General features: G+C 53.6%; 14 protein-coding genes. 7 read left to right on the top strand and 7 right to left on the bottom strand.

Going from position 1 to position 14,253, the window contains the following annotated elements; genetic code table 11:
- Positions 1-48: 48 nt before the first annotated feature.
- Positions 49-1,023, top strand: a complete 975-nt coding sequence (locus tag AAER43_RS03835) for a fimbrial protein (protein ID WP_342701821.1) — start codon at positions 49-51, stop codon at positions 1,021-1,023.
- 2 nt (positions 1,024-1,025) lie between these two features.
- On the opposite strand, the gene AAER43_RS03830 is transcribed toward AAER43_RS03835, so the two are convergent.
- The 4 genes from AAER43_RS03830 to AAER43_RS03815 all read right to left on the bottom strand — a co-directional run bounded on the left by AAER43_RS03830 (position 1,026) and on the right by AAER43_RS03815 (position 4,575).
- Entirely contained in the window at positions 1,026-2,273 is a 1,248-nt protein-coding gene (locus AAER43_RS03830) for a polysaccharide deacetylase family protein (protein ID WP_050862980.1), read from the bottom strand.
- 63 nt (positions 2,274-2,336) lie between these two features.
- Positions 2,337-2,777: a PTS sugar transporter subunit IIA gene (locus tag AAER43_RS03825; RefSeq protein WP_050862979.1), complete on the bottom strand. Its 441-nt coding sequence runs from the start codon at positions 2,775-2,777 to the stop codon at positions 2,337-2,339.
- Between the two features lie 104 nt (positions 2,778-2,881).
- Positions 2,882-3,652: an ABC transporter permease gene (locus AAER43_RS03820; protein ID WP_023332106.1), complete on the bottom strand. Its 771-nt coding sequence runs from the start codon at positions 3,650-3,652 to the stop codon at positions 2,882-2,884.
- Positions 3,649-4,575, bottom strand: coding sequence for an ABC transporter ATP-binding protein (locus AAER43_RS03815; RefSeq protein ID WP_023332105.1), 927 nt, complete (start codon positions 4,573-4,575; stop codon positions 3,649-3,651). The genes AAER43_RS03820 and AAER43_RS03815 overlap by 4 nt, the downstream gene beginning before the upstream one ends.
- Positions 4,576-4,682: 107 nt before the next feature.
- Here AAER43_RS03815 and can point away from each other — a divergent pair, with 107 nt between their 5' ends.
- Positions 4,683-5,345 (top strand): carbonate dehydratase, encoded by a 663-nt coding sequence (can, locus tag AAER43_RS03810; RefSeq protein WP_014882586.1) that lies wholly within the window; start codon positions 4,683-4,685, stop codon positions 5,343-5,345.
- A gap of 129 nt (positions 5,346-5,474) precedes the next feature.
- On the opposite strand, the gene hpt is transcribed toward can, so the two are convergent.
- The gene (gene hpt / locus AAER43_RS03805) at positions 5,475-6,011 is read right to left on the bottom strand and encodes a hypoxanthine phosphoribosyltransferase (RefSeq protein ID WP_014882585.1); all 537 of its coding nucleotides are present in this window, start codon (positions 6,009-6,011) and stop codon (positions 5,475-5,477) included.
- A 208-nt stretch (positions 6,012-6,219) separates the two neighbouring features.
- Between hpt and AAER43_RS03800 the strand changes: the two genes are divergently transcribed.
- Positions 6,220-8,610 carry a glucose/quinate/shikimate family membrane-bound PQQ-dependent dehydrogenase gene (locus AAER43_RS03800; protein ID WP_014882584.1) on the top strand — a complete coding sequence of 797 codons (2,391 nt, stop codon included), beginning with the start codon at positions 6,220-6,222 and terminating at the stop codon, positions 8,608-8,610.
- A 133-nt stretch (positions 8,611-8,743) separates the two neighbouring features.
- Here the strand turns inward: AAER43_RS03800 and cueO are convergent, their stop codons facing one another.
- Entirely contained in the window at positions 8,744-10,303 is a 1,560-nt protein-coding gene (gene cueO, locus AAER43_RS03795) for a multicopper oxidase CueO (protein WP_050862978.1), read from the bottom strand.
- A gap of 145 nt (positions 10,304-10,448) precedes the next feature.
- On the opposite strand from cueO, the gene AAER43_RS03790 reads away from it, so the two are divergent.
- From AAER43_RS03790 to speD, 3 genes are all read left to right on the top strand, one after another.
- Positions 10,449-10,796 (top strand): YacC family pilotin-like protein, encoded by a 348-nt coding sequence (locus tag AAER43_RS03790; protein ID WP_014882582.1) that lies wholly within the window; start codon positions 10,449-10,451, stop codon positions 10,794-10,796.
- A gap of 115 nt (positions 10,797-10,911) precedes the next feature.
- Positions 10,912-11,781, top strand: a complete 870-nt coding sequence (gene speE, locus AAER43_RS03785) for a polyamine aminopropyltransferase (RefSeq protein WP_057057760.1) — start codon at positions 10,912-10,914, stop codon at positions 11,779-11,781.
- A complete protein-coding gene (gene speD, locus AAER43_RS03780) occupies positions 11,782-12,576 on the top strand; it encodes an adenosylmethionine decarboxylase (RefSeq protein ID WP_014882580.1) in 795 nt (264 codons plus the stop codon). It begins immediately after the preceding gene.
- A gap of 66 nt (positions 12,577-12,642) precedes the next feature.
- On the opposite strand, the gene AAER43_RS03775 is transcribed toward speD, so the two are convergent.
- The gene (locus AAER43_RS03775) at positions 12,643-13,263 is read right to left on the bottom strand and encodes a response regulator transcription factor (RefSeq protein ID WP_023339020.1); all 621 of its coding nucleotides are present in this window, start codon (positions 13,261-13,263) and stop codon (positions 12,643-12,645) included.
- A 312-nt stretch (positions 13,264-13,575) separates the two neighbouring features.
- Here AAER43_RS03775 and AAER43_RS03770 point away from each other — a divergent pair, with 312 nt between their 5' ends.
- Positions 13,576-14,247 (top strand): DUF2589 domain-containing protein, encoded by a 672-nt coding sequence (locus AAER43_RS03770; RefSeq protein WP_023332101.1) that lies wholly within the window; start codon positions 13,576-13,578, stop codon positions 14,245-14,247.
- Positions 14,248-14,253: the final 6 nt, after the last annotated feature.

The following is a 14,253-nucleotide window of genomic DNA, read 5'->3' as shown; positions in this document are numbered from 1 at the left end:
GGCCTGCTTTTCTCTTTTTGCCAGTCAGGTTGGGCGGGAGAATGCCGAATGGGTGATGGCTATGGCGGTACAACAAAACTGGTCAACTCTGAATACTCGGGGGCAACGATTCGCTTACCCGATCAGGGCGCGTATATCAATGAAATCTTTACCGTTAACCTGACGCCGGGCATCCAGATAAATTGTAGTCCGGTTAAGGGGAATGACGGCTACAATCTGATGGCGCAAACCAACCCTGAGCTGCTGGCAGGCAGCAAGTACAACGAGGGCATGTTTGCGACCAATATCCCCGGCATCTATTACAGCGTGAAGGTTAAAACGTCCGACACCGGAATCGGCGGCCTTTTTGGCACGAATACTACCGGCTGGTATACGACAGCAGCATGGGGGCCAAATACACCGCTGGACGGTAAGTGGCTTAATACGTACATATTTCTCTACGTCGGTTATGACTACCAGGGTAACCCAAACAGGGAAACCGTTATAAAACCGAGAGCGGGTACCCTGGGGAAAATGTCGATAGGCGATCCCGCGGACAGCAATAACCAGCCCTGGACATTTACAGTAGATGAGAACTCATTCCAGATCCCCGTCGTTTTGCCTACCTGTGATATCGTCATGCTGGGTAACGGCACGCACACGGTGGATCTGGGAGATTATTTTGTTTCCGACATCAGATACAAGCGCGTCAAAGACGTGCCTTTTAGCATAAATTTCAACGACTGCACCAGCGTGGCACGATATACCACTAAGCTCACGACAACCAAACTGACGGGTATAGACCATGACCTTCTCGGCAATACGCTTTCAACAGGGGCGCAAGGTGCGGGCGTGAAGATCTTGTATAACAACGGGAACTCGCAGCTTATTCCCAATGATGCGAACTCGTCGTATGACATGACGGAAACAGGCGTCCCCACGTCGACGCAGATAAACTTTGTGGCCCAACTGATCGCAGATGGCAGCATGATTACCCCCGGCGCGTTTAGCGCCTCCGGCGTGTTCACCATCTCCTACAATTAATCCTACCCCTGCGGCTGATTGCTGATCAGCCGCGACATCGTCTCCAGCGAATCCGTTCTTAAGATATAGAGGCGTTTCAGTAAGAACGGATTATCCCCCGGCTTGACCTTCCCTTTCACCGTCGTTACCGCCAGATGAAAACCGGCATCGTTCGCTGCCTTGATCGCTTTACTGTCATAGCCGCCAAACGGGTAAGAAAGGTACAGCACGCGCGGGTTGAACTGCGACAGCGCACGGCGGGAACGTTCAAAATCGAACAGGATCACGTGATAGCTGCGACTCAATAAAATCGGGTGTTTATACCCATCCACGCGATGCAGGAAGTGAGTATGCGACTGAATGTCGAACACGTCCTGTATGCCCTTAATTTCCTGAACGCTCATAAACTGCAGCGATTTTGGGTCCCACTTCTGCGGATGACCTTTGATGCGTGACGAAATGATAAACGCGGTCGCGTTGAAGCCATATTCTTTCAAAACCGGGTAAGCGTAACGGCTCACCGACTTCAGCCCATCGTCAAACGTAATCACCACCGCCTTCGCGGGCAGGTTCATCTTGTTACGCACGTAGCCTTCCAGCTGGTACATCGTCAGCGTCGCGTATCCCTGATCGCGAAGCCAGGTCATCTGGTTGCTGAACGCACGTACGCTGGTGGTCGTGGAGGTATGGCGAAAACGGGTGTTTTCTTCGTCGCGCAGAATATGGTGGTAGGTGAGAACCGGGATGCCGTTATCTTCCTGCGCATCCAGGCTGCTGATCCACGCCAGGCGATTGCCAATGCGGATTTGATACCACGTCTGATTCAGACGGTCTTTGAGCTTATTCAGAATGGGGTAACGCAGGTTGGCGCTAAGGGTGCCAAAGGGCGCACTTCCGCTACTGGGCGCGTTATAGACGGGCGTATCTTTCCAGGTGATGAGGTTTTGGTTACTGAGCGGCTTATTCAGATCGCCCAGACTGTCCTCTACACGCTGCTTTCCCTGGACGTTTTCAAGGTGCGCTTTATCAATAAACCCCGTGCCGAACCCGAAGCGAAATTCATAATAATCCGCCGCGGCGGGAAAGACCGCGAGGATCTGCCCGGCGCGCACATTGCCCACGTTAACCACGTCGTTACCCACCTGGGCCCAGATGGCTGCATCCTCAGTGGTTTGCATATAGTGAGCAGGGAGCCCTTGCTGACTCACCAGGCTGGCAGACGCCCCACCGGACACCAGCAGCAAAAGGATAAAGATAACGCGCATGAACATAGGATATAAATCGACACGGAAAATCAGTCGCCATTGTAGCAAAAGCGACATCAATACCAATGTTTAATGTTTATACAGATCGTGAAGCAGAACGAAAGGCGGGTTCTTCTGCTGCTGGTGCCACAAGCTGCTCACCCCAGGCATGCCCTCCCCCACAATGGCGTGACGAAACTCCGCGCTGCTTAATGAGGCGCGAAGGGGATACATGGCTTCGAGTAAAGGCAGACTGATACCGGTGATCACTTCACAATTATCGTGCTTGTGGCTCAGCAACGCGGCGGCTCGATAAGGTGCAGCGCCTGATTTATCCGTCAGAAAAATTACCCCATCACCGGTGTCTGTTTCATGCAGCGCATCGCACATCATCCGGCTGAGCATGTTGGTGCTTAACCCACGCCAGTAGTTAACCGCCCGGCATTGCACCAGCGGACCCAATCTGGCCTCAAGCTTGTCCAGCATTTCCTGCGCCTGTTCATCGTGGCAGGTGATAACCCATCCCAGCATAACTCTCTCCTTAGCAGGCAAGTAGTTTAGCGGAGTGAAGGTTAGCTTACGGTGATAACTATCAAAGAAAGCGCCCGGCAAACAGAACGTCGCCGGGCAAAAGGTTAGCTGCGAAGACCGCGACCGCGCTGAATCAGATACCAGCACAGCAGGTAGAACGCGACAATGAATACCCCCAGCACCGCCACCGTCGTAAACAGCGGTACATCGGTAATACCGAGGAAGCCAAAGCGGAAGCCGCTGATCATGTAAACGATCGGGTTCAGGTGCGACAGCGCCTGCCAGAAGGGCGGCAGCAGCGTCAGGGAGTAGAAGACCCCGCCGAGGTAGGTGAGCGGCGTCAGCACGAAGGTCGGGATCAGGCTGATGTCGTCAAACGTTTTGGCGAATACCGCGTTCAGCAGACCGGCCAGCGAGAACAGGATTGCCGTCAGAAGCAGCGTCAGCGCGACAAATAGCCAGGAGTGGACCTGGAACGGGACGAAGAACAGCGAAATCGCCGTCACCAGGATCCCCACGCACAGACCGCGCGCCACGCCGCCGCCCACGTACCCGGCGATAATCACGTGCGTCGGCACGGGTGCCACCAGCAGCTCTTCAATATTGCGCTGGAATTTGGCGCTAAAGAACGACGACGCCACATTCGCGTAGGCGTTGGTGATCACCGCCATCATGATCAGACCCGGCACGATAAATTGCATATAGGTAAAACCGTGCATCTCACCAATCCGGGAACCAATCAGATTACCGAAGATGATGAAATAGAGCGTCATGGTGATCACCGGTGGCACCAGGGTTTGCACCCAGATACGCATAAAGCGGTTAATCTCTTTCGCCCAGATGCTTTTCAGCGCGACCCAATAAAGATGCGTCATGCCTTGTCTCCTTGTTTATCCTGCACCAGAGAGACAAACAGCTCTTCCAGTCGGTTCGCTTTGTTACGCATACTTAAAACCTGAATCCCCTGCGCGCTCAGCTGAGAGAACACGCTGTTGATCCCCTGCTCGCGCAGCACTTCCACTTCCAGCGTCGAGGTATCCACCAGACGATACTGGTACCCTTCCAGCTTCGGCAGCGGGCTTTTTGCCGCCAGGTCGAGGATAAAGGTTTCTGATTTCAGCTTGGAAAGCAGGTTTTTCATCGAAGTGTTTTCCACCAGCTCGCCGTGCTGAATGATGCCGATGTTGCGGCACAGCATTTCAGCCTCTTCCAGATAGTGGGTAGTCAGAATAATGGTGGTGCCTTTATCGTTCAGATCCTTCAGGAAGCCCCACATCGAGCGGCGCAGTTCGATATCCACACCCGCGGTCGGTTCATCGAGGATCAGCAGTTTTGGCTCATGCATCAGCGCACGGGCAATCATCAGGCGGCGTTTCATCCCGCCGGACAACATCCGCGCACGTTCGTTACGTTTTTCCCACAGGTCGAGCTGCTTCAGGTACTTTTCGCTGCGCTCCAGCGCCTCTTTGCGCTCAACGCCGTAATAACCCGCCTGGTTAACGACGATCTGCTGCACCGTCTCGAACGGGTTGAAGTTGAACTCCTGCGGTACCAGCCCCAGCTGGCGTTTGGCGTTAACCACATCTTTTTGCAGATCGTATCCGAACACGCTAACGCGGCCGGAGGTTTTGTTCACCAGCGAGCTGATGATCCCGATGGTGGTAGATTTCCCTGCCCCATTCGGCCCCAGAAGCGCGTAAAAATCCCCGGCCTCTACTTTAAGATCTATCCCGCGTAGCGCCTGAACGCCACCCGAATAGGTTTTTTTAAGCTGCTCAAGCTCCAGTGCAATTGCCATGAATTTAACTTACCTTCAGTTCTTACACACGTTGTGTGGTTTCATTAAAAGTCGGGTTACCCTATAGTAGCGCAACGCAATTACTTGGTTACAGGTCGCTAACCTCCATGAACGACATAGATACACTCATTAGCAACAATGCACTATGGTCAAAAATGCTGGTGGAGGAAGACCCCGGATTTTTTGGAAAACTCGCACAAGCCCAGAACCCGCGCTTTCTCTGGATTGGCTGTTCCGACAGCCGCGTGCCGGCGGAACGTCTGACTGGCCTTGAGCCAGGAGAACTGTTTGTTCACCGTAATGTCGCCAACCTGGTGATTCACACCGATCTCAACTGCCTGTCTGTGGTTCAGTATGCCGTTGACGTTCTGGAAGTCGAGCACATCATTATTTGTGGCCACTACGGCTGCGGCGGCGTGCAGGCGGCGGTTGAAAACCCGGAACTGGGATTAATTGATAACTGGCTGCTGCACATCCGCGATATCTGGTTCAAACATAGCTCACTGCTGGGCGAAATGCCGCAGGAGCGTCGCATGGACACCCTGTGCGAACTCAACGTGATGGAGCAGGTGTATAACCTTGGGCATTCGACCATCATGCAGTCAGCGTGGAAACGCGGGCAGAAGGTCTCTATCCACGGCTGGGCGTACGGTATTCACGATGGTCTGCTGCGCAATCTGGAAGTCACCGCCACCAACCGCGAAACGCTGGAACAGCGTTACCGCTCAGGGATTGCCAACCTCAAGCTTAAGCATGTGAACCACAAATAAGTGCACGTTAAAAAGCCGGGTGGCGCCGAGGTAAAAGCAAAACGGCAACCAGGTTGCCGTTTTTTGGGTTTGCTCCCTCTCCCTGTGGGAGAGGGCCGGGGTGAGGGCATCAGGCCGCACCCAACTCGTTTACTCGTCCAGCAATACCACTTTTCCCACATACGGCAGATGACGATAACGCTGTGCGTAGTCGATGCCGTAACCCACCACGAATTCGTCCGGAATGGAGAAACCGACAAACTCTACCGGGACCTGCACTTCGCGACGGTCAGGTTTATCCAGCAGCGTACAAATTGCCAGTGATTTCGGCTCGCGCAGGCTCAGGATCTCGCGCACTTTAGAGAGCGTGTTACCGGAGTCGATAATATCCTCCACGATCAACACGTCTTTGCCACGAATATCTTCATCCAGATCTTTCAGGATTTTCACATCACGGGTTGTGGACATGCCGCTGCCGTAGCTGGAGGCGGTCATAAAATCGACCTCGTGAGGCACCTGCACTTCACGGCACAGGTCCGCCATGAACATGAAAGAGCCACGCAACAGACCAACCAGCACCATTTCGCTGCCGCTGTCCTTGTAATGTTCGGTGATTTGACGACCCAGTTCGGCGATACGCGCTTTGATCTCGGCTTCCGGGATCATCACTTCAACAGTATGTTTCATATTACTAACCATATGATTTTAATGAAAATCTCTCAATGCAGATGAACTCACTTCAGGCATTGATACGCAAGCCAGCCATTATATCAGCAAATGGATAAGCCTGGCGTATGAGTTATAAAAAGCAAATATTGTGATTCCGATCACACTTGTTAATACCTATAATTAGTTGCTAGCAAATTATTAACAAAAACTGACGAGTACACTTTCTATGGCTGAAACACACTCTAAACAGCCGCGTCTACTGGTGACACTAACAGCGTTATTCGCCGCCTTCTGCGGCCTGTACCTGTTAATCGGTGGCGTCTGGCTGGTCGCGATCGGCGGCTCCTGGTACTACCCAATCGCGGGCCTGGTTATGCTTGGCGTAACCGTCCTGCTCTGGCGTAGAAAACAATCTGCACTGTGGCTGTATGCAGTTTTACTCCTCGCAACCATGATCTGGGGCGTCTGGGAAGTCGGCTTCGACTTCTGGGCACTGACGCCGCGCAGCGACATCCTGGTCTTCTTCGGTATCTGGCTGATCCTGCCGTTCGTCTGGCGTCGCCTGATTGTGCCATCCAGCGGAGCCGTTGCGGCACTGGTCGTGGCGCTGCTGATCAGCGGCGGTATCCTGACCTGGGCCGGCTTTAACGACCCGCAGGAGATCAACGGTACGCTGAACACGGAAGCCACCCCTGCTGCGGCCATTTCTCAGGTTGCGGATGGCGACTGGCCAGCCTACGGGCGTAACCAGGAAGGCCAACGCTACTCTCCACTCAAGCAGATCAACGCCGACAACGTTAAAAATCTGAAGGAAGCCTGGGTATTCCGCACCGGCGACCTGAAGATGCCAAACGATCCGGGCGAACTGACCAACGAAGTGACGCCAATTAAAGTGGGCAACATGCTCTACCTGTGTACGGCGCACCAGCGCCTGTTCGCGCTCGACGCGGCCACCGGTAAAGAGAAATGGCACTTCGATCCACAGCTGAACTCCAACCCGTCGTTCCAGCACGTTACCTGCCGCGGTGTCTCTTACCATGAAGCGCGTGCCGATAATGCCAGCCCGGAAGTCATTGCCGACTGTCCGCGCCGCATTATGCTGCCGGTCAACGATGGTCGTCTGTTCGCTATCAACGCAGAAACCGGCAAGCTGTGCGAAACCTTCGCCAACAAAGGTATCCTGAATCTGCAGACCAACATGCCGGACACCACGCCGGGTCTGTATGAACCGACTTCTCCGCCAATCATCACCGATAAAACTATCGTGATTGCCGGTTCGGTGACGGATAACTTCTCCACGCGTGAAACCTCGGGCGTGATCCGCGGCTTCGACGTGAATACCGGTAAACTGCTGTGGGCCTTCGACCCGGGCGCGAAAGATCCTAACGCGATCCCATCAGACGAACACACGTTTACCTTCAACTCGCCAAACTCCTGGGCGCCTGCCGCGTATGACGCGAAGCTGGACCTGGTGTACCTGCCGATGGGAGTGACCACGCCAGATATCTGGGGCGGTAATCGTACGCCGGAGCAGGAGCGCTATGCGAGCGCCATCGTGGCGCTGAACGCGACCACCGGTAAGCTGGCCTGGAGCTACCAGACCGTTCACCACGATCTGTGGGATATGGATATGCCGTCCCAGCCGACGCTGGCCGACATTACCGTTAACGGCAAAACCGTGCCGGTGATTTACGCCCCGGCGAAAACCGGCAACATCTTCGTGCTGGATCGCAGCAACGGCAAGCTGGTTGTGCCTGCGCCGGAAAAACCGGTTCCGCAGGGCGCGGCAAAAGGCGATTACGTCTCTAAAACGCAGCCGTTCTCTGACCTGAGCTTCCGTCCGAAGAAAGACCTGAGCGGGGCAGACATGTGGGGTGCCACCATGTTTGACCAGCTGGTATGCCGCGTGATGTTCCATCAGCTGCGCTATGAAGGCATCTTCACACCACCTTCTGAGCAGGGCACGCTGGTCTTCCCGGGTAACCTGGGGATGTTCGAATGGGGCGGTATTTCCGTCGACCCGAACCGTCAGGTTGCTATCGCCAACCCAATGGCGCTGCCGTTCGTTTCCCGCCTGATCCCACGCGGTCCGGGCAACCCAATGGAACAGCCGAAAGATGCAAAAGGCAGCGGTACCGAAGCCGGTATCCAGCCGCAGTACGGCGTACCGTATGGCGTGACCCTGAACCCGTTCCTGTCACCGTTTGGTCTGCCGTGTAAACAGCCTGCCTGGGGTTACATCTCCGGCCTGGATCTGAAAACCAACCAGATTGTGTGGAAAAAACGTATTGGTACACCACAGGACAGCATGCCGTTCCCGATGCCGGTTCCGGTGCCGTTCAATATGGGTATGCCAATGCTGGGTGGCCCAATCTCTACCGCCGGTAACGTGCTGTTCATCGCGGCAACCGCAGATAACTACCTGCGCGCGTACAACATGACCAACGGTGAGAAACTGTGGCAAGGCCGTCTGCCTGCGGGTGGACAGGCAACGCCGATGACCTATGAAGTGAATGGCAAGCAGTACGTTGTCATCTCTGCGGGTGGTCACGGTTCGTTTGGCACGAAGATGGGCGACTATATCGTCGCGTATGCGCTGCCTGACGACGCAAGGTAAAAGCAAAACGGCAACGAAAGTTGCCGTTTTTAGTGTCTTTTCCCTCTCCCCGTGGGAGAGGGTCAGGGTGAGGGCATCAGGCCGCACCAGCGAAAAGTAGGCCGGGTAAGGCGAAGCCGCCACCCGGCTTTTTTTATACGGTAAAACCGAGCATCATCCCCGTATCTTCATGCTCCAGCAGATGGCAATGCGCCATGTAGGCAAACTCCTTCGGCGCGTCGTGGTCAAACTTCACCAGCACCTCGCTCACGCCGCCCTCCACTCTCACGGTGTCCTTCCAGCCTGCGCGATGCGCATCCGGCGCGTTGCCGTTCTCAGAAAGAATGCGGAACTGCGTGCCGTGGATGTGGAACGGGTGCAGCATCATGTCGCCTTCGCCTGAAATCACCCAGCGCTCAAACTGCCCTTTTGTAGCGGCAAACATCGGCGTGTTCATATCAAACGCTTTACCGTTGATCTTATTGGCGTTGTGGAAATCAAAGCCATGGCCGCCATGATCCATGCCGCCCATTTTGCCGTGGTCCATATTCATATGGCCCATCATCTGACCGTGATGCATTCCCGCCATTGCCTGATTGCCATACTTCTTCATCAGCGCCTGCATGCCCATCATGTCGAGCATCGGGTCCATGGAGAGCTGAAGCTTGCGTTGCGTGAGCCCTTCAAGCGACGGGAGTGCAGGCAGCGTGGTTAACGTATCCGGCAGCGTGCCCGACGCGGTAACCAGTAACGGCTGAATGCGTAACACTGGATGCGGCTTATCAAATGGCGCAACCGCCATCCCCATCTGGCTGACCGGGAGGGTCACCAGGTCAAACGCCTTGCCGTCGCTGATATCCACCAGCACCTCAAAGCGCTCCCCCATGAGCATCGGCAGCGCATCCACTTTAACTGGCTCGGGCAGAAGCCCCCCGTCGCTGGCGACCACGTACAAAGGGCGTTTATCACTGGTCGCAAAATTAAGGGAACGCGCGTTACAGCCGTTAAGCAGACGTAAACGCAGCCAGCCTTTTGGCGCGGCGTGCTGAGGGTAAATCGCACCGTTGGTCAGCAGCGTATCCCCGAACCAGCCGACCGCCGCGCTCATGACGTCCAGCTGGTAGTCAATCTGCCCGTCTGCGGTGAATTTTTTGTCCTGCACAATCACCGGCACATCATCGATGCCCCACTGTTTCGGCAGACGCAGCAGGCGGCTTTCATCGTCTTCAATCAGCACCAGCCCGGCCAACCCCATCGCAACCTGATGGCCGGTTTTGCCATGCTGATGCGGATGGAACCAGCAGGTCGCCGCACGCTGCTCGGGCGTAAAAGTCACGCTACGTTTACCACCGGCCTTGATAATGCCCTGTGGTCCACCGTCGACTTCACCCGGCACTTCCAGCCCGTGCCAGTGGAGCGTCGTCTCTTCTGCGAGCGTGTTGTGGATATCCACCGTCACCGCTTTCCCTTTACGTAGCTGAAGCGCCGGACCGAGCAAATTGCCGTTATAGCCCCACGTCGTGGCGTTGTGCCCGCCAAAGGATGTTTGACCGGACTGAACAACGAGCTGGATACGGCTACGGGCGTCAGCGGTCAGTAAATCAGGGATGGGTAAGGCAGGTCTTTCAGCCGCGAAAACGGCGCGGCTCCAGAGTGGTAGTGCGCTGGCAGCCCCCAGCGCAACGGAATATTTTAAAAAATCACGACGTTGCATGTTCATTTCCTTATTTCCAGCAGGCGATCTTTTGAGCATAAACCCTCCCCTTACCGGAAGGTCAAGTCGGGCGGCAATAATAAAGATCGTCGCACTGGCATCAAGTATGCTAACGTTAATTTTCCGTGAAGAAGTGGTAGAAGCAATGAAGACGTTTTTCAGGACAATTTTGTTCGGTAGCCTGATGGCAATGTGTGCGAACAGCTATGCGCTCAGTGAAAATGAAGCGGAAGATATGGCCGACCTGACGGCGGTTTTTGTATTCCTGAAAAATGATTGTGGCTACCAGAATTTACCCAACGGGCAAATTCGCCGTGCGCTGGTCTTTTTCGCCCAGCAGAACCAATGGGATCTCAGCAACTACGACAGCTTTGACATGAAGGCGCTCGGTGAAGACAGTTACCGTGACTTGAGCGGTATTGGCATTCCCACGGCTAAAAAATGCAAAGCGCTGGCTCGCGATTCACTCAGCCTGCTCGCCTACGTGAAATAATCTTCCCGACGCCCCCTGTTCACCCTATAACCGTGCAACCATGGTTATAGTTAGCTATCATGTTTCGCTCATTTTTTATGAGTGTTACGGATGTTAACAAAGGAGGAGTCCGCGTATGGCCGACCACACGTTGTGGCATGAAACACTGCATGACCAGTTTGGTCAGTATTTTGCCGTTGATAACGTGCTCTATCATGAGAAAACCGATCACCAGGATCTCATCATCTTTGAGAATGCCGCTTTTGGCCGCGTCATGGCACTGGATGGCGTAGTACAAACGACCGAGCGTGACGAGTTTATCTATCACGAGATGATGACCCACGTTCCGCTGCTGGCGCACGGGCACGCGAAACACGTTCTGATTATCGGCGGTGGCGACGGCGCAATGCTGCGTGAAGTGTCCCGTCATCAATCGATTGAAACCATTACGATGGTCGAGATCGACGCGGGTGTGGTCTCTTTCTGCCGTCAGTACCTGCCCAACCACAATGCCGGTAGCTATGACGATCCGCGGTTTAACCTGGTGATTGACGACGGCGTTAACTTCGTTAACCAGACCTCGCAGACCTTTGACGTCATTATCTCCGACTGCACCGACCCTATCGGCCCGGGTGCATCGCTGTTTACCTCCTCGTTCTACGAAGGCTGTAAGCGCTGCCTGAACCCTGGCGGGATCTTTGTCGCACAAAACGGCGTCTGCTTCCTGCAGCAGGATGAAGCGCTCGACAGCCATCGCAAGCTCAGCACCTATTTTTCTGACGTCAGCTTCTATCAGGCGGCCATTCCTACCTATTACGGCGGGATCATGACCTTTGCCTGGGCGACGGATAACGACGTGCTGCGCCACCTCTCGACTGAATTTATTCAGGCCCGCTTCCATCAGGCTGGGCTCACATGCCGCTACTACAACCCGGCAATTCATACCGCCGCGTTTGCGCTGCCGCAGTACCTGCAAGACGCATTATCCACTAAGGGGGTGAGCTAATTGAAAAAGCTTAAACTGCATGGCTTTAACAACCTGACCAAAAGCCTGAGTTTTTGTATTTACGATATCTGCTATGCCAAAACAGCGGAAGAACGCGATGGTTACATCGCCTATATCGACGAACTCTACAACGCCAACCGTCTGACCGAGATCCTGACAGAAACCTGTTCAATCATTGGCGCCAACATCCTGAACATCGCGCGTCAGGATTACGAACCCCAGGGTGCCAGCGTGACCATTTTGGTCAGCGAAGAGCCGGTCGACCCTAAGCTTATCGACAAAACGGAGCATCCGGGCCCGCTGCCGGAAGTGGTCGTCGCGCACCTCGATAAAAGCCATATCTGCGTGCACACCTATCCGGAGAGCCACCCGGAAGGTGGGCTGTGTACTTTCCGGGCTGACATAGAAGTGTCGACCTGTGGCGTGATTTCCCCGCTGAACGCGCTGAACTATTTAATCCACCAGCTGGAATCGGACATCGTGACCATTGATTATCGCGTGCGCGGCTTTACCCGCGATATCAACGGGATGAAGCACTTCATCGACCATGAGATCAACTCCATCCAGAACTTTATGTCTGACGACATGAAGTCGCTGTATGACATGATGGATGTGAACGTGTACCAGGAAAACATCTTCCATACCAAAATGTTACTTAAGGAGTTTGACCTTAAGCACTACATGTTCCACACCCGACCAGAAGATTTGAGCGAAGACGAGCGCAAGGCCATTACCGACCTGCTCTGGAAAGAGATGCGGGAAATCTACTACGGCCGCAATATTCCTGCCGTGTAACACGCATGCAAACGGATAAAGAAGGAAAAGCGATGATTTTTCCTTCTTTATTATTTTGTTTGTTTCTTAAACCGGCGTTTGTGCCAGTATCATCGCCGCTTCCGTACGATTTCTGACACCCAGTTGACGAAACAAGGCATGGAGATGATTCTTAACCGTTCCTTCCGCAATCCCCAGCACACGACAAATTTGTTTATTACTGTGTCCCTGCACAACAAGATGCAGGATCTCGCGCTGCCGGGGTGAGAGTGTGCGCAAAGGGGGCGGGGAATTATGCATTCGTATTAATTTATGCTCACGCAAGCAACTATCCGGTAAATATATTCTCCCTTGCCGCACCCATTCGATCGCCTGCAATAACTCTTCCGACTCCATTTTCTTTGTCAAAATCCCGGCGGCACCATTCTCCAAAAAACAAATCGGGTTTACATTATCCAGCCGTGAAAAGTTCATCAACACGAAAACATGATCCGCCTGTGATGTTAACTGCGTTAATAATGCTATTTTTTTCTCAATCTCGTAATCAGCATCCAGAATAATAATATCAGCCCGGTTTTTTATTAACCCTTTCCAGACCTCATCTTCGCTATGTGCTGCTGTGATATGTAGTGCGGGCGCAAGTTCAGCCCAACGGCATCGGATGCCATGAATGAACAGCGGCAATTCATCATAAATAAGTATATTCATTGTCGTCCCACTTAAATAATCGTTATCTTGTTAGCGGCACTTAAAAACCTCATACAGACCTCAACGCGAGAGCTGCTGTGCGATGAAAAGCAATAACACCAGATGAAATTTTCAATTGCAGGAGTAATGCCGGTTTAATTTATTAAGCACAGCCCGTCACATTTCGCCATGTAACTTTCGATACAGGCCATTCCATACAGACGGAATGATTTCTGAAAACATAACTTTACGCTCATAGATGCTTTATTCATCGATATCCATGATTAAGGGGCAGACATATTCTGCAACCACCAAAATATCGAGGAATGAATTATGCCAGATGCAAATGTTGATGCCGGATTTATAGGTTCAGTTATTAGTTCATTGCCGCTAGACAGTATGATTTCTGCGCCACTACAGGCAATGATTAAAGCCCAAACCCAGGCAGCAAAAAGTTATACCGATTTCTTATTAAGTGTCTGTATTAAGGACGGCAAGGCCGTTTCGGTACAGTTTGATTATGAGGAAACGCTCGTCGATGAGAAAGGCGTGACGACCGGTACACAGACCAAAGTCATGCGTATTCCTCTGCTCGCGGCAGTCGTGCATCCCATCATCTGTATCGAAGAAGGGACTATCGACTTCGAGCTTGAGATCCACCAGAGCGCAGCCAGCAACGAAAGCAGCAGCCAGGAAGGCTCCCTTGAGGGCAAAATCGGCTGGGGTCCATTCTCCGTCAGCGTGAAGGGGAGTGTTAGCCATAAGTCAGAACAGACCCGCTCGACCGATACCCGAGCCAAATACTCCATCCACACCTCTGTAAAACGTCAGCCGATGCCGGAGGCGCTCAGCCGCGTGGTCGATTATCTGACAAATGCTGCCACCAAACCGGCACAACGCGCAGAAGATCAGCCTGCCACACTGCCTGCCACCAACAGTTCAGGTCTGATTACCCCAGCACCGGCCCCTGCCCCGGTCGCGCCGCCTCAAGGGGGTAACGGTTAACCCACA

It is taken from the genome of Enterobacter sp. FUJ80071 (genome assembly GCF_038739915.1).
Lineage (GTDB): Bacteria > Pseudomonadota > Gammaproteobacteria > Enterobacterales > Enterobacteriaceae > Enterobacter > Enterobacter kobei.
The sequence above is the reverse complement of the archived record's forward strand: the minus strand, read 5'-3'. Positions and strand labels throughout refer to the sequence as shown.